The following is a 16,846-nucleotide window of genomic DNA, read 5'->3' on the forward strand; positions in this document are numbered from 1 at the left end:
ATCCATCAGCCCAGAAAGAAATTTAATGAGGATACATTGCGTGAATTGACCGAAACCGTTAAGTTAAGAGGCGTGAAATCGCCGATATCGGTACGTCCGAATCCGGATAAACCCGGGACTTATATCATCAATCATGGCGCAAGGCGCTATCGCGCCTGTATTAATGCCGGATTGAAAACGATTCCAGCATTTATCGATACCGATTATAGTGAAGCCGATCAGGTGATCGAGAACCTGCAACGGGATAATCTGACATCGAGGGAAATCGCCGATTTTATCGGACGGCAACTCGCTGCCGGCAAAACCAAATCTGAAATTGCCAATCGCATCGGTAAAACCAATCCCTATATCACCACACATGCTGCGTTGCTTGATTTGCCGGATCCTATCAATGAAGTCTATCAATCGGGAAGATGCACCGATGTAACGGCAATTTACGATTTAACTCGACTTTACAAATCCAACAAAGAAGAAGTGATCAATTGGCTCAATCTCAGTGCGCCAGAAGAGATATCGAGACTGGATGTGAAACATTTCAGCAAATTCCTGGAGCAGAAGAAAAAGCAAGGCTTCAGTGAAACAGAAGGGCAGTCGCAACAAGAGGAAGATAAATCCATTACTGCCGCCAGCCAGCATGAAAAAAGACAAAGCACGCCGGTTTCATTGCTTGACTCGATTTACCACCTGATCAAAAAAGACAAACGCAAACCGCAGGATTTGATACGTGATTTATCCAAAGACGATAAAAAGCTACTGACAACCCGAGTTAAAGGCTATTTTGAAGAAGGTAGGAACTGCTCGAATATCATTCAATACACGATCCATGCATTGCAGGATGGGCGTTTCTCCGCCAAAGGCAGTGGCGCCTTACAGCTGATCGCATTTTTATACGGCACGGAAAGATCGGCAAATTTCGATTTGTTCAAAATCCTGGATGAGCTCGCCAATCAGGAAGTGCATCAATAATTTCGAATAGCTCATGCACATAAACTTTCTACCGCCTATTTGCTAAAAGAATAACAAAAACGATGACCACTCAAAAGCTGCGCATTGTTGTGATGAATGGGCAAAAGATTATTCAATCCCTGGTCAATAATGAATGGGAGACCACCGGCACCATCAAAAAAGTGGAGGAGGGTATCAAGCCCGGAATTTACAATATTTATCTAGCCAAGCAGCCTTCTGATAAAAAACGATATGAAGGTATGATTATGTATGTCGATAAGGAAAATGCAGTTTTTTATCAGCAAACTGGGAAGGATTTTATTGTGCATCGATTGAATGCTGTTGATGGTAAACCTGTTGCGGGGAAGGATATGATTATTGAGTATGATGGGGAGAAAGCGCATTTGACTCAGATGGATTCCCATAAAAAGACTAGAACGATAAGAATTTAATGCGGAAGTGCATGTTTTTTTAGTAGTAGTGAAATTGAATAAGCTTCTTGGAGCGAAGCCGGAGTGTTTGTGGTGGCATTGGGTGGAGGGAACGGCGACCTACCGCAAAACAGTCTCAAAGCCCGTGCTCCTAGTAATTATTTGATAATAAACGCATAAAGCATCTCGAGAAATCACTTCCCGCCAATCCGATCAGAGAAACAATTTTCTTCCCCGATTTTCCGATATCGGTTCGGTTCCCAAATCGGGAATCGAATTGAAACGGCTATCACCCCTTCGGTGGATATGGATCGTTCCCGTGGCTGTCCTTGTTCTGGATCTTCCCATCCTTGCCGTGGATGTAGAACTCGGTGCCTTGGTTCTGGCTGATCTTGCGCCCGGCATCAACGGCATCCTGCTTCTTGTCGAAGTGGCCGCTGCTACGGGTCGCGCCGTCTTTCTTGACGTCCCAGCCGCCGTCGGCGTTGGGAACGACATGATGTGATCCTGGTTTCTTTGGCATGGTTGCCTCCTGTCTACTTGTGAAAATTTCCCGACGAGATTTGCAGTATGTACATCAGCCACGAATCGGTCTTGAGGAGAATGGCCCTGAGCTGCTCATCGGTCAGCGCAGTCTCCAACTCATGAGCCCGGTTGAACAGCTCGATCAACTTCACCAGCGCCCGGGTATCGTGCATCAGGAAGTCGGTCAGCGGATCGTTGTTCAGCTCCCGGCAGACATAAAGTACCCTGGCTCGGCGAGTTGGCTTGCCATCATGTAGCAGGTCCTTCTGATTGGATACCCTTGGAATCCACGCGGCGACGAGATCATCGGGTGCCAATCGCCTAAGCAGGTGGTTCCACAGCTCTCTGAGCGAGCTCAGAATGTGCCTTGCCCGGTCGGCATTGTTACCATACAGGGCATCCCGAGCGCCGATGTACGGCCGAGCGAGCCCCGGATCGACCTGCTGTAGAAGAGCGATGCAGCCCGATGTTTCCAACTCAGCTTCGGCGACAAGCTGAATATCCGTTTCGGTCTCGTCCTCATCCCGGTCGTCCCAGGGGCGAAGGGTCTCAAGCGCGAAGCTGGTGGTGTAGATCTCACGAGCTGCCCCCGGCAAAACGAAGGCAGGCAGCCGCGTGATGTCCGAGATCTCCCGCAGCGACTCAGCCAAACCTCCATATGAGGCTGCCACATGGGCTATTGAACTCTCCAGTCCAGAGATGACCGGCATCTCGATATGGAAACGACCCCTTATCGCCTCGAAATCGATGCCCGCCATGAGCCGTTCCGTGGCGGCAAGCCGAAGGGATGTATCACACAGGGCCATCTTGGCGGAGGCTTGAAGCTGTGAAAGCTGCGAGAAGTCGTGCTGGATAGGTTTGATCGTATCAAGCCATGACTGATGCGCAGCCGAAAGACTCTCGGCAATACGACTTGTCGCGGTGGCCTGTTTTATTAAAACCTGCCAGTGTTGATTAGCACCGACGATCTCCTGTATCCGGGTCGCTGCTCCAGCCATTTCGAGAGCGCGAGTGATTTCCAAATGCTGACGACGGATCGGTTCCAGCGTGCGCTCCATCTGCTCGATCACGCTCAGATAGGATGGTTTGGCCAACCTGTTGATGGCCTCCATGTCATTATGGAGCTTGGCGAGAGCGGTTTTTGCAGTTTTTAAATTGTCTGACATACTAAAGTTTCGGGGTTCAAAAAAATAGGAATAACACATTGATACATAAGGGATAATGTGCTCCAAAAGGGTATAATATTGCTTGTCTAGAAATATTATTCACTCCCTAATAGAACACTTATGAATCGTGTCACAAAAATTAGCGCATTACCAGCTTTAACAGCTGATCTTTTGCAAACAAGCGGTTTGTCAACGACAATTTAATTTTGACCCGCTTACCAATAAAAGCGGCAATTTAAATTTGACCCACCCCTGGCTTTTCATTGATTAGTTTGTTGTTTCAGCGGCTGGTAAAACACCTGCTGTTCTTTTTCCCTTTAACCGGTAGCTGTTACCACTGATCTGCACGATATGAGCATGGTGAAGCAATCTATCCAACAATGCTGCGGTTAGCGTCTGATCATCAGCAAACGCTGTTGACCATTGAGAGAACGGCAAATTACTGGTAACAATGACACTGCCTTGCTCATATCGCTTGGCAATAACGTTGAAGAACAGGTTTGCCTCATCCCGGCCAAATGGCAGATAGCCGATTTCATCGATCACCAACAGTTTTGGTGATAACACGCTGCGCTTGAGATAGATATCCAGGCGGCCTTGTTTCTTTGCTGTAGCCAGTTGCAGCATCAAGTCGGCTGCTGTAATAAAGCGGACCTTGATACCGCGCATGATAGCGCTGTAGGCAAGTGCTATTGCCAGGTGACTTTTTCCAACCCCACTAGGGCCGAGTAAAACGAGGTTCTCTTTTCGTTCCACAAACGCCAGACTGGTCAGTTCCTGTAGTTGCTTGCGTGGCGCACCGGTTGCGAAGCGAAAGTCGTATTCATCGAAATGTTTGATAGCGGGCAAGCCTGCTGTTTTCAGCAACATCTCGCGTGTGCGCTGCATCTTGCTGTCCAGTTCAACCTGTAGGATGCTTTCCAGGAAATCAGCAAAGCTTTTGTCCTGTGTCGCGCTATGATCTGCTATTGCGGACCACTCGGCGGCAATGGCTGGCAATTTAAGGAGGTCGCAGGCATGCTGTATGCGCTGTTGTTGCAGGTTCATGGCCGCACCTCCAGTAACTGGTCGTATACCGATAACGGATGTTGCAAGCTTTCCAGCGGCATGGCATGACGCTGTGCTTGTGAAGTGCTTGTCGGGCGACAGGCAACGCCATCAGGCAGCGCTTGCAGATCAAAGCGTTCTTTATCCAGTAATAGCTGTAGCTGTTCCCCAGTCGTGGCGTGAATGCGTTGATTGGCCACATCATGCAGCCATGGACCGACCTGAGCATTGGCCGCCGCCACATCCAGTTCGAGTCCGGCTTGTTTAAGTGTGGCAGCCAAAGGCGTGATAAAGCTGTGTTTCAGATAGCCATTAAATCGTTCAACCTTACCTTTGGTCTTGGCGCGGTAAGGTCGACATGCTTTGAGGCTAAAACCATAATCCTTGGCCATCTCAAGCAACCTGGCATTCCAGCGATGCAGTCCTTCGCCGTAGGCATCCCGTTCAATCATGATGCACTTGGCATTATCGAACAGCAGCTCTTTGGGCACACCGCCAAAGTAATGTAGAGCATCTTCAATACCGGCCAGCCAGTCTTCCTGGCGCTCATATTCGCTAAAGCGAACATAGGTAGCCCGGCTGTACCCCAGTGTGGCAACAAAGGCTTTGAGTTTGCGCCGTCCCCGGCGGATAGTAGTAAAGTCAACTTGTAGTTGTTGACCTGCTGGCGTTTCAAAACGCCGTATCGGTTCGTCCGGGGTGATTTTAAATGGGCGGATATAATTCTTGAGAATACCTTCCTTGCCTTCATATCCCTTGGCCTGTATTTCGCGAAACAGCACTGTGGCCGGGATCCAGTCCGGTTTGGCTGATCAATACGCGCTTTAAGATAAGCTTTGAAGGGATCAAGTTTTGAGGCTCGATCAGCACGTTTACTGTAGCTTGGTGTCATGGCAATATTGCGCAGACGCTATTGCGTGACACCTGCAATGCCTTGGTAATGGCACGAATGCTCTTGCCTTGTCGGTGTAACACATGGATTTCCACTAATAGATCCTGAGTTAGCATTAAATGTACACCGCCTTGTTCTATTAATCATCGGCGGCAATTTTGCCTCAGGTGGGTCAGTTTTATATTGTCGTTAGTGGGTCAATTTAACATTGCCGGTGACAATTGTCATGAAGCTATAATGTTAACCATTAAGTATCAAATCGCAAAATAAGGTTTGAGTTTGGAAAAGTCGTGTAACAGAAAACTGACACTGACATATTAAGAGCATTGGGAGATTAGTATTGTATTTATCAGAATGCCTATAATTATATTATTGTTAGTATAAATTATACGTCGTATAAGAAAAAACGACCTTATGTTACCCAGCAATAAAAAGAACTTTAGTGCAATTCTCAAGAAGCTTACTAAACTTATCCATCTAGAAAATATTGCTGCAACAGATGTAATTAAAGCAGTACTTTGGATCTGGGCTAAAAAGATTACACCTACTATTAGTATAGTGGAGTCTCCATTCACTGAATTGATAAATGACGAATCAATAAAATACTTTGCAGAATGGTTAGAAAAATCTGAAATACTGAATGGAGCATTTTGGTTAAGCTCGATGTATGCTTCCCTTATCACTGAAGACCATCGCCGAAAAAAAGCAATGTATTTTACACCTCCTTCTCTATCTAACCGAATGATAGCTAATGCAGGGAAAATTCTACTTACCGGAAAAATTATTGATCCAGCATGCGGTGGTGCAGCTTTTCTTGCACCAGCTGCTCAAGTAATAGTAAAACATATGGAGAGTATTGGAGCTTCTAGTGAAGAGATTCTTTCTCATATTGAAAACAATTTATATGGGATAGACAGCGAGCCTTTTCTTCAAGAACTTTCCTGTGCGTTTTTGCGAATGATTTTATCACCTCATATTGCTGCTGCTCATAGAGATCCATGTTTTAAAGTCATATGTGCAGATGGCCTATTAGCTTTTGAAAACGAATTGCACTCATTCGATTTGGTACTATCGAATCCCCCATACAGAAAAATGACTAGAGATGAGGTACTACCTCTACTGAATAGATACAGTTCAATTATCTCTGGCCAACCTAATCTATACTCGGCATTCATCAAAAGAGCATTAGATCTCCTTAAAGCAGGTGGGAAAACTGTATTGTTAACTCCAATGAGTTTCCTATCAGGGAAATCCTTTTCAAAACTACGGTATGAGTTGGTAGCACACGGAAGAGTAAATCAACTCGATTTAATCCATAACAGACAAGGAGTGTTTCTGTGGGCTGAGCAAGATGCCATAGTAACTGTTTGGGAAAAGGATAAACCACAAGACACTCCTGCTCAGGTTAATTCATTATCACTGCTGGGTCAGGCTGTATTAAATGGTGAAATATTCCTCCCAAAATCAGAAGCTCCATGGATTGTTCCTCGCTCGGCCGAGGATTCTGATCTGATATCCTTATTCAGAAAGGACCTGCCAACCCTTAGTGTGTATGGATATGTCCCAAGAACTGGAGCAGTGGTTGTACACCGGGACAAAAGAAAACGTTATACCAGCTTCCCTAAGGCTACTAAAGCCAAAAAAACAATCCCACTTATTTGGCAAAGGGATATTGGTATTGATGGGGAGCTGAAGTTCAACATCACTAAAAGAGCCCCGGATCGATTCATTGATGTGGAGGATTTGGACTCTTTTTCTATCGTCAAAAAACCTGCTGTTGCTTTGCAACGTGTAACGTCATCTGACCAGTCTCGCAGATTGATTTGCGCCCCAATTACAGAGGAATTTATTGCACGGTTTGGCGGGGTTATCGGGGAAAACCATGTTTGTCTCCTTGAGCAAGCAGTAGCCGATGTATTGGTTGATCCGGTGCTGCTGAGCAAAATACTGAGGACTAAGGTGCTTGACCGGCTATTCCGTTGCATATCCGGCGCAACAAATGTGTCTGCTTATGAGCTTGGCAACCTGCCCCTACCTGATCCTACCCTAGTCAAGCTAGAGCTAAATCGTGGACGAACAATTGAACAAGCCACCTGTATCGGATTCGGATTAAAACCAGATTCCTACGGAGAACAATAATAATGGCAAAGCCCCTTTGGCAATTATCCCCCCAGGAAAAGCGTGCACAGCAAGTTGCTGATAAAAAAGCTGCTGATGAGCAGAAAAAATCCCTACTTTCAAAGTTGGGTGTAAAGAAGACAGGCCTTTCTCTATCAGGAAAAAAACGAAAGCCATCCTCGCCTCCCCTTGAGGTACTTATTCCCCCAACTAAAAAAAAAGATAGAAGAACTGCACGCTCGTGGGCAATAGATCGGGGAGCGATTGATAATCTAAATTTTTATTCGCGCTCTGATAATACCGTTGAACTTCGCATACAACCATGGGCAAGAGCCATGGTATCTTTGCTTCTACAAGCTGCTGAAAATGGTGGGGTACATCTGTGTTTAGCATGGCCAGCTCGCTTTGACAATGTTGTTCAACTCCATGCACTGGCAAACTTTGAGAGAATCTTGGCTGGTGACCTGAATGGAATGAGGGTCTTATTGTACCCCGGGACCTATAACTCTCGTTCAGATCTACAAGGTGCGTTGATTGAGCGTACGCAAATTAGTGATCTTTACCGCTCACTGTGGGCCGTAAAAGAAGATGGTTCAACCAAGTTTTCTGCCCACACACGTTCCCGATCATTTGAGGCGCTGCTTAACGCTCTCAACGATATACGCTCACACCACCCCGAAGTCGCTAGCCCATCATTTGGTGAGATCTTTCCCGTATTTATTTACGATTCTTCATGCAGTGCATGGAGTACTACTGTCCGCAGCCCCCTTGAACGTTCCTTAACGAAAGTCGAAAGACTTGCTCAGCGTCGCATTATTAAAGCGGATTTGAATGCTGAATGGGGTGACCCATTGATTGCTCCAGGTGCATTAATGGTAATGCACAACACAGCACGAAAAGATGTTTGGAGAGATGCATTAGCTAATAGAGCAATCCTAGGCAATCAGAAGCCTGAAGTTTTTTTATTGGACGCCACATCTGCCGCAGAGCTGAAAAACTACAGCGCAGTGCACCGTGTTCCTGACTTTCTGCGTTACGCGATAGACCATAACTATAAGGATACAGGGGCTGTAATAGTTACAGATGATCCCAAAACCTTCTTTGTTCTTCGATCAAGGCTTAATAGCTTAAAGATAGATTCAACGTCACATGTGTGGGCTGCAGAAGGAACTAATTCCGTACTATCAGAGCATGCGTTTTCGAAAGACTGGGTACCAGAGCAACGATCTAATGCAAATTTTAGTGTTGGTATCGTCGACAGGGACGCTTCGCAAGTTGCCCTTGCATTCCAACGTTTCGCAAATGATGCAGGAGGTGAAGATTCTTCCAGCCATCGCGCCCTGATTGACGCTTGCCTTTATATCTTAAGGCTTTCAAACATGCCTGCCGGATATTCTGATCTAACTGCTGAGGCAGGTATTGAGGGTGGCAATGATTTTGGCAGTCAGCACAATGCATGGACCCCAATAAAATTGGAACTAATGGCAGCACTCCAAGCTGGAGACTTGAATGACAAAAGAAATGAGGTTGAAAAGGTAATTTCAAAAGCGGAACAATTAATCGACGCTTGGGGAGATGCCACTCCCATGGCTGCTAGATTGCTAGCCGAAGTCAGAAAATATGCAGTCGAGCGTCGAGATGGTCTATCTATCGTGCTTCCTAATAAAAAATATATTCAGCTCGTCCATCGATTCCTGCAACGAAAACTTGGAGATGCCTGGGAGACGGCTAGGGAAAAAATGGACTGGCACACGCTGACATCGGTTGGTAAAACCCTTACTGATGGCTGTAAAACACGACATCTGCTTTTTGTCGGGGTTAACCATAATGTATTGCGACTGCTGATAACGCATAAAAATGTCCCCCATGGAACAACAGTTCTGATTGCATACAAACAAGCAGACTCAGCGATTGTGACACTTACCTGCATGAAGGATCTCGAAGCATTCAAGTCTTATCGCGGACGCTTGTGCCTCCTATTGCAAGCGATTGATCGTCGACTGAAGGAAGTACCAAATCCGATAATGATTGGCAAGCTGGGCGAGCTGAAAATGACCTTTAAACTTGAGGGCAGCTTTCTACAAGACAGTACTGCAGATCAGCAATATTACAAGTTTGAACTTGAAGGAGGGGGATGCGCATACGCTTCAGGCTTTGTATATCAATATGCCCCCAATGAAGATCCTTTCTTTAGGCGCGTAAGGTCAAGTTCAATAAAAGACGGTGACTTTATCTTTGAAATGAGCGATGAACTTCGCGACAAGGTTGAATCTGCCTTGCAACTTAGAGTCAATGGACTAGGTTCGGCTGTTCACCCAGAACGCACCTTGCTCAAGCTTTACCATGATGACGTCAAGAACAGGTGTGGCTTGTTATTTAAAGCACAAAAACGCTCTGCACTTGCCAGAGAAATTCATGCAAGGATGATTGAAATTGACCCGAAAGCTGGCGAATGTCGTCCAGGGCGTGTTTATTACTGGCTTGATCTTCAAGATGATGGGGATACTCGACCTCATGCTCCTAAGGATGCCAAGTTTTTCAAAATTTTTTGCAAGGCCTTAGAGATGAGTGACGATCAAGCCTTGCAGAATTGGAACTTTATTCGAAATGCTAGACGTTTGAACCAGAATCTTGGCAAAGAACTATCGGCACGATATGCGGAGATTCTTTTTCGCCCTGAAAGTGCAAGTGTCTACAGAAATGTGCCTGATTCCACAATAAATCAACTTCGTCAGGATGCCTTAAGTTGCGTTTATCGTGTTGAACGTGTGGTTCTGCCACAAATACAGCATGGGTTCGACTCGGCACAGTAAATCTTGGGAGAAATTGAATGACTATAACAAGTAAAAGTCCACGTGAAATTCATGATGCCTATAAAGAAGCTATCGTAGATTGTCTTTTAAATAATCTGTCTGCACGGCTTGCAGGGCGAGGTGACTTCTATAAGCTGATTTATGGTTCTAAGCCTAGCACTGCGCTAATGACTGAATTTATCGTTCCCATGCCCCCAGAGGAACGCATGGGTGACGAGGAGTCTGATCCAATTCAGATCAGTGCTCATGGTTTGGACTTCCAAGTTGGATCTGAGTCAATAGATTCCAGGGTGTCGGTCAGCGTAAGAGCTGCTGTCTATGTTCGTATTCTTCCTAAAGAAGACGAGGTTAAACCTGGCGGAAGCCTCGAGGCTACTTTCCCACTCACCAAAGAAATTCGGACAACTATTCGCGCTAATGTGCGCGAGGCTTTATCCAAGCTTGCAGAAGAATTACCCGGCAAAAGTAACCATCCTGACTGGCCCTCCAAAAGTTTGGAGGCGCGCAAGGGAGTATATGAAGCACTAGGCTTGCCATTTGATAATGGCCTTGATCGAAGCCAAGTTATCGATGAGTCTTCTGAATCAGAGGCCGAAGCACAGGATGATGAGCAATCACCACAAGGAGAAGAAAAAACTAAAGGTGTACAAGAGGTCACCGTCAGCAACACATTACCGGACCATGTAGCAGAAGCAATCCTACCACCTCCTAAATGGCTTCGCCTTGATTTGACACTGCCAAACTTTGAATTTACTCCCGAGACATGCGAATCTGATGCAAAAGCGGCGACAGAGATACTTAATGCAACCATTCAAAAACAATTAGAGGCCTGGGCAATCAGCAAGGAAGAGCCTTATGGAGGTCAACTTTGGGGTTACCGTCGAGGCATACAAGTGCGACCTTCAAATATTCGAGACTGGAATACGTTCTTAAATTCTGTCCGGACCTCAAGACTTAAGGTTCTTACACCAGATATCAAGCTTAAGTGGATCATACAGACAACCCATGATCCCTTGGATTCACAAAGATGCTCAATTCACGTTGCTTTGGAAAATTGGACTGATCCTCTGAACAAGACCAATTTCAGGGAATTGGAACCTTCAGTATTTCAAGTTTCGCTTACTTTGAAGGTTCCGTCTCCTGCGCATAAGGCTTTGCGGCTTGACCGAGTAAAACCTTCCTACAGGTACAACCAATACTTAAATTATCCTGCTCTAGGGTTTAATGGTGGTGTGATTCAAACTATTGAGGGGAAATATCATGTGTTTACGACCACATGGTCGCCTCGATACGTATTGCCGCGCATTGTTCCTACAAAAAACGATGTCGTTCTCAACATTGAAAAGCTTGCGCAGCCTAACTGCATTGAAGGCCTGAAGCCACTAATCCAGGCATATGAAAATTGGATCACAGAAGTTAAAAATTATCCTGTTGATCAAGGGTTGGAGGGGCCAAGTGCAGAACAATTTAAAGAGCAAGAGAGGAATAAGCTTCAAGCTGATTTGAATGCTTGGCACGCTGAGCTCAACGCAATACGTTGTGGCATTGCGATCCTAGAGGAGTCAGAAAAATACTGGAATGGTCCGGGACCTCAGAAAAATCCACTTGGAATTCCGTTCGAAGCGTGGATTTCAATGAACACAGCGATGGCAAAGGTTGCCAAGACTAAAGGGTACCAGGAATGGCGATTATTTCAGTTGGCCTTCATTCTTGCTTCTATTCCAGCATTTGCAACTCGTATTCCTGACTTCCACAAGTATTACACAGCAGAAATATCACAGCACTCCAACGCGGTTACCCTACTTTACTTTGCAACTGGTGGTGGCAAATCCGAGGCATTCCTTGGTCTGTTAATTTTTGTTCTGTTTCTGGATCGACTTAGAGGCAAGTCCCATGGCGTGTCCGCTCTTATGCGTTACCCACTGCGACTACTTACATTGCAGCAAGCACGCCGCACCTTCTCAACTATGGGGGCAGCAGAAGAGGTTCGATACTCTCGTGGTCACCCTGGAGAGCCGTTTTCCCTTGGTTTCTGGGTCGGAGGCAGCAATACCCCTAACTGGCACTCAGATGAAGGGTACAATGATGTAAAAACAGAAACTGAGGTATCCCCTTCAAATGAACCAATCTATAAGGAAACTCCACCTTACAAGAGCGCTCGTGAACGATGGCTCAAACTGACCAGCTGCCCCTTCTGTGGTAGTAAAGACGGCCATACTCTTGCTCTGCGTCGACATGCTGGGAATGGTGGAAATACTCTAGGACATTTCTGTAACACCCCAAGAGAAAAATGCTCTTGGAACGCACGATTTTCAGGACCAACGCCGCTACCTTTTTATATCGTCGATGAGGACATCTACGACCTTGCCCCTTCAGTATTGTTGGGCACAGTAGATAAGCTAGCGGCGCTCGGCCAATCTCAAGGAACTATTCGGAAGTTTTTTGGGATATTCGGTTTTGCTCCCTTGATTGAGAACGGCACCGAACGCCTATATATTCCTTTAAGAGCAACTGATTGGGTCGGCCATCCGGGAGTCACATCCAGAGCACTCTTCCCATCCTTTTCCAGCGGAGAAAAGCGCTTTTTTGATCCATTCCCTTCAATGCTGATCCAGGATGAGGCCCATTTGCTGGATGAGTCTTTAGGGACGTTCGCCGGACTTTTTGAGTCTGCGTTAGAGGCTGCGTTTGACGAGCTTACCCCTCTTTTTAAAGGCCATCTTGCCTATGAACCTGATTCAACAGTTCGAAGAAAAATTAAGGTAATTGCCGCATCTGCGACGGTGAGTGATCCTCATCGTCAGATGCGCAATCTGTATCAGCGCAACAGTACTGTCCAATTTCCGCACCCCGGTCCCGACCTTTACCGCTCTTTCTACGCGGAACCTAAACAACCAGATGCTAATTCGGAGGATACTGAACGCCTGGAGATTCCTGTAGAAGAGGTAGAACTACGCAGCCATTGGGCCCGTGTCTATGGTGCCATTCTGACTAATGGCCATCGCCATACAGTGGCGATGGCTTCAGTCTTGGGCCATTTTCACTTGATAATAACCGGTCTCTATGAGCGATTGCGCAATGGGGATTCTATCCTGCAAGAACAGGCCAGAAAAGAACTGATTCAGTGGGTATCCCCTGGCAGGCTTAACTCTAAATACGTTCGGCTACTCGAATCTACGGATGTTGAAACGCTGCTAACCTTGGTTGATTTACATCGGATTGCACTGACTTATGTTACGAATAAGAAAGGGGGTGATCAGGTTATTGATACCGAGAAGGTTCAATTTGAGAAGCTTCATAAAGCTGAAGCCTTTAATGGACACTCGCTTGCGTCAGAGCTGATCTCTGGCGCAGTCTCTGCAGCTGATATCCAGGATATTGTAAGAAGGGCTGAGTCCAGAGTTAAAACTGGCGAGGTTTTTCCTGAGCTTAGCGACACTCTTCGTTCAGTAATTGCAACTTCCGCTATCTCCCATGGGGTAGATGTGGAAGAATTCAATTCGATGTTCTTTGCAGGGATGCCATCAGACATTGCGGAATACATTCAAGCATCTTCTCGGGTAGGTCGGACCCATGTGGGATTCTCTCTTTTGATACCGATTCCTCAGCGGTACCGAGATAGATTTGTCCTAGAGATTCATGACATCTTCCATAGATTCCTAGAGCGCATGATTCTTCCCGCTGCTGTGGATCGTTGGGCAGAAAAAGCATTGGTAAGAGTAATGCCAAGTTTCTTTCAGGAGTACCTGTGCGGCATAAATACGATTACGGCTCTGTGTAATGCGGATGACGATAAAAAGCGCAAGGTACCCGTTTATTCCATGGCCGCAGATGCCAAAAATTACTTAAGCAACCCCCTTAACATGAAGGCTGCTGAAACTTTCATGGAGCATGCATTAGGCCTTGGCTTTTCACCATCACCAGAAGGTAAAGGTCGCTATAAGGCACTCCTCAAAGAGGAGTTGGCCCATTATCAACAAGACTTGCACGTAGATAGACTGGTTAACGGCACAAGGCTGGTTAAGTTCTTTGAAGTAAGAAATAACCTGCTGCGCCCAATGACCTCGCTGAGAGATGTGGATCAACCAGGTGTAATTCATGAATCGAGATTTGATGCTAATTACAAACCAGTCCGAGATGGTATTACAGCTCGCGTCATGACCTTTATACGCCGTGGATCTGGAGCGGATATTGATGCTACAGATAGCAAAACTGAAGCCAAAGAATAAAGAGGGAGACAATAAAAATGGCCAAAGCTAAATCTATGACACGCTCTCGCAACCAGCTTGCAACCTCGTATGCACCAGAGAGTTTCTTTACGTTTGAAGGTGGAATAGGGGCATGTATTTCACGCTCTTCCTCAGGGGAGCCAATTCAACTTTCTGATGCAACCAAGGATCTGATATTCGAACGAATGGCTGAACTAGGACGAGCATGGTTTAACTCCGCTCTCTCCGCCAGGGATGGGGCTTCTGACAAACCTCCGGTTACTCCAAGGCAATGCGTTGACAATGCATTGCTTCACCACACAAAAACCGAATTTCAACTTCCGGGAGAGGATCGTTTTCTTCTTTGCCGACCGTCACATATGGAATACACACCTGCCCCGTTGACCTTTGTGTGCAGAACTTGTGGGATATTTAGGGATTACAGAAATCTAAATGAATTGGATAGAGATTTAGTAAATCTCAATCCAGAGCGGTGTCCTAACCCTAAAAAAAAATCGCAATGTGACTGGGAGCAGCTGGATGTAATTTTTGTACATTGGTCTGGCAATTGGACTCCTGCGTTTCCAGGCCAATATCACTGGAGTGACCGAGAGGCAAAAGTTGTTGAGCGCCGTGATCGTTGTGTTTGTGGTAGCCAGCTTTTCCGTCTTAATCGAAAATCTGCCAGCATCGGTGAATGGTTTTTCGAGTGCGCTGTCTGCGATAAGCCTTTATCGAAGGAGTGGAGGCAGAACGATAAGAAAACCTTGGAAATAATCGGATCTGCCATGGGACCAGATAGATTGACTGAGGTTCGAATGCAAGCAACGCCTTATAGGGCCTCGAATGCTTATTACGTCAAGTTAGACCAATTTATTGACTTCAAGGATGGTTCTCAGCAGCTACTGACCAGATTGCGACGAGGGCGCGAAGAGGAATTGAAAGATTTTCTCGCTCAAACTTATGGCTTTGCAGCAAAAAGCATTACAGATGCGGATATAGAAACCGCGTGCGAAGGCAAGCCTGAATGTTTTAAGGAGTTGGCGGACTACAAGAGAGCATCTAACTCGATCAAAACAACAGAACCCTTGCTTGAGGCAGTTCCTGAAAAGGCAAAAAATGCATTCAGGCTTTTAATTGATCAAGCCTACGAACATAAAAGGCGAATCATTGACGACTTAAGAAGACGCTCAATACTTATTCCAAAGATAGATCTGCCTATTGGGGTGGTTTCTAATATCCGTGACCGCCAATCCTTGTTTGCTCCAAAATTTGATCCATTACGCTTGGCCATAGAGCATGCAGCTCTAAAAAGCACACGACTTGATGCTGAAACAAAAGCAAATGGCAAAAAGCTTTATGTATCATTTACTCGACTGGATGAGGACTTGGCCCCAGAGGATAGAGATATAATAGAATCTCGCCAGGCGGATACTCGCACCCTCTTGGATAAGCTTGGGCTTGAGGATATGGGCCTAATTCGAGAATTTGACCTTTGTCGAATTAGTTTTGGTTATTCCCGTATGGAATCTACGCCTGTCTTGCGTGACAAGCGCGGTATGGATATGCCGGTAAGACTAAATCTTTTCCCTCCCGTGAAGTACAACGATAGCATGAAGTACCCTGTTTATGTTGTTCAACAGGGAAATGAGGCGTTATACGTTAGGTTAAAAGCTGACATTGTGATGACTTGGCTTCAAAGTTTGAACTGCTCGGATATGTTCAAACTCAATGACGGAGAAAAAATTGGTGCTGGAATCTTGACCGCTGCTCAGCCTATGGGGTCTTTCCTTGACAATCTTCGCGAATCGAATAATCCACCGGTTTACTATTACATCTATTCACTTCTGCATAGTTATTCTCATCTACTGATGAAGCATGTGTCAGAGTATTCTGGGCTGGATATTGGATCGTTAGGAGAGTATATATTCCCAGCAGACTTGGCATTTGTAGTTTACCGGAATGGAACTACAATGGACTTAGGCAATCTTTCCGCAATGTGGCGCAATACCGGTATAGCAATGCTAAAGGCAATGCTTGGTCAAAAAGCTACTCAGTGTGGAACGGGGTCACTATGTACGCATCGCGGTGGAGCCTGCCCAGACTGCTTGATGATGCCTGAAACATCCTGTATTGCAGGAAACAAATTACTTTCCAGATCAGTATTAAAATCTGTAGGAGGACGTCCTAGGTTCGATACTCGCCAGGAATCTATCAGTGGTTACATTGATACTGGGACATAGGCTAAGCCAAATGTTTATGCAAAGATTATCTGCATTTGAAAAAGCTGTATTCGCAGGTTTTGCCGATGACGCAGGGTTGGCAGCCACTATACTTGCTTCACTTCAAATTCCGGCACTCAAGCACAATCGATAATCTGGAAATTATCGGTCAACAAGGAATGTAGCGATTCTTTATAGTGTTCAGAAGCAGCAAAAAATTATTGCAGGCTTGCTTGAACAGAACATGGGTTTCATAGTACTAGAGGTGGTGAGCAACACATTAACATATTGATTTATTAGATAAATAGTCGCCCCTGAAAAAGTGTAAGCGTTCAGCACGACCATCTAACCATAGATAATCTAGTCCATTATTATCCCCATACCTATTTCAAGAGGATAATTGATGGTGTTAGCGCTGTACAAACAAAACCATATAGAAGCCTGGCAGGCAAGCGGCTTATCGCAAAGGGATTATTGCC

At 45.7% G+C, this 16,846-nt stretch carries 10 protein-coding genes and 1 pseudogene; 7 read left to right on the top strand and 4 right to left on the bottom strand.

The features are described 5' to 3' along the window. Both C8R30_RS14515 and C8R30_RS14520 read left to right on the top strand, forming a co-directional pair. Positions 1-966, top strand: a 966-nt coding sequence (locus C8R30_RS14515) for a ParB/RepB/Spo0J family partition protein (protein WP_107790459.1), incomplete at its 5' end; no start/stop codon positions are given. Between the two features lie 62 nt (positions 967-1,028). Further along, complete coding sequence (locus C8R30_RS14520; RefSeq protein ID WP_107790460.1) at positions 1,029-1,397, top strand: KfrB domain-containing protein; 369 nt, start codon at positions 1,029-1,031, stop codon at positions 1,395-1,397. A 268-nt stretch (positions 1,398-1,665) separates the two neighbouring features. On the opposite strand, the gene C8R30_RS14525 is transcribed toward C8R30_RS14520, so the two are convergent. The 4 genes and pseudogenes from C8R30_RS14525 to istA all read right to left on the bottom strand — a co-directional run bounded on the left by C8R30_RS14525 (position 1,666) and on the right by istA (position 5,122). Further along, positions 1,666-1,899 (bottom strand): DUF2188 domain-containing protein, encoded by a 234-nt coding sequence (locus C8R30_RS14525; RefSeq protein ID WP_011369119.1) that lies wholly within the window; start codon positions 1,897-1,899, stop codon positions 1,666-1,668. 13 nt (positions 1,900-1,912) lie between these two features. Then, complete coding sequence (locus tag C8R30_RS14530; RefSeq protein WP_146162704.1) at positions 1,913-3,067, bottom strand: pPIWI-associating nuclease domain-containing protein; 1,155 nt, start codon at positions 3,065-3,067, stop codon at positions 1,913-1,915. A gap of 267 nt (positions 3,068-3,334) precedes the next feature. Beyond that, on the bottom strand, positions 3,335-4,114 hold the full coding sequence (istB, locus tag C8R30_RS14535; RefSeq protein ID WP_107790462.1) for an IS21-like element helper ATPase IstB: 780 nt from the start codon (positions 4,112-4,114) through the stop codon (positions 3,335-3,337). Beyond that, positions 4,111-5,122: pseudogene (gene istA / locus C8R30_RS14540) on the bottom strand (IS21 family transposase). Before istA ends, istB begins: the two are co-directional and overlap by 4 nt. Before the next feature lie 298 nt (positions 5,123-5,420). Between istA and C8R30_RS14545 the strand changes: the two are divergent. The 5 genes from C8R30_RS14545 to tnpA all read left to right on the top strand — a co-directional run. Beyond that, the gene (locus C8R30_RS14545; protein WP_107790463.1) at positions 5,421-7,145 is read left to right on the top strand and encodes an HsdM family class I SAM-dependent methyltransferase; all 1,725 of its coding nucleotides are present in this window, start codon (positions 5,421-5,423) and stop codon (positions 7,143-7,145) included. A 2-nt stretch (positions 7,146-7,147) separates the two neighbouring features. Next, the gene (locus C8R30_RS14550) at positions 7,148-9,937 is read left to right on the top strand and encodes a hypothetical protein (protein WP_181258761.1); all 2,790 of its coding nucleotides are present in this window, start codon (positions 7,148-7,150) and stop codon (positions 9,935-9,937) included. Between the two features lie 17 nt (positions 9,938-9,954). Continuing rightward, the gene (locus C8R30_RS14555; protein WP_107790464.1) at positions 9,955-14,166 is read left to right on the top strand and encodes a helicase-related protein; all 4,212 of its coding nucleotides are present in this window, start codon (positions 9,955-9,957) and stop codon (positions 14,164-14,166) included. A gap of 17 nt (positions 14,167-14,183) precedes the next feature. Then, complete coding sequence (locus tag C8R30_RS14560; protein WP_107790465.1) at positions 14,184-16,388, top strand: hypothetical protein; 2,205 nt, start codon at positions 14,184-14,186, stop codon at positions 16,386-16,388. 382 nt (positions 16,389-16,770) lie between these two features. Beyond that, on the top strand, positions 16,771-16,846 hold a 76-nt coding region (gene tnpA, locus C8R30_RS16735), incomplete at its 3' end, for an IS66 family insertion sequence element accessory protein TnpA (RefSeq protein WP_420812376.1).

This window comes from Nitrosomonas nitrosa, from assembly GCF_003051105.1.
GTDB classification, from domain to species: Bacteria; Pseudomonadota; Gammaproteobacteria; order Burkholderiales; family Nitrosomonadaceae; genus Nitrosomonas; species Nitrosomonas nitrosa.

Excerpts from the sequence above, each read along its gene's own strand:
- C8R30_RS14520 (WP_107790460.1), top strand. The coding sequence starts at position 1,029 with ATGACCACTCAAAAGCTGCGCATTGTTGTGATGAATGGGCAAAAGATT.
- C8R30_RS14525 (WP_011369119.1), bottom strand. The coding sequence starts at position 1,899 with ATGCCAAAGAAACCAGGATCACATCATGTCGTTCCCAACGCCGACGGC.
- C8R30_RS14530 (WP_146162704.1), bottom strand. The coding sequence starts at position 3,067 with ATGTCAGACAATTTAAAAACTGCAAAAACCGCTCTCGCCAAGCTCCAT.
- istB (WP_107790462.1), bottom strand. The coding sequence starts at position 4,114 with ATGAACCTGCAACAACAGCGCATACAGCATGCCTGCGACCTCCTTAAA.
- C8R30_RS14545 (WP_107790463.1), top strand. The coding sequence starts at position 5,421 with ATGTTACCCAGCAATAAAAAGAACTTTAGTGCAATTCTCAAGAAGCTT.
- C8R30_RS14550 (WP_181258761.1), top strand. The coding sequence starts at position 7,148 with ATGGCAAAGCCCCTTTGGCAATTATCCCCCCAGGAAAAGCGTGCACAG.
- C8R30_RS14555 (WP_107790464.1), top strand. The coding sequence starts at position 9,955 with ATGACTATAACAAGTAAAAGTCCACGTGAAATTCATGATGCCTATAAA.
- C8R30_RS14560 (WP_107790465.1), top strand. The coding sequence starts at position 14,184 with ATGGCCAAAGCTAAATCTATGACACGCTCTCGCAACCAGCTTGCAACC.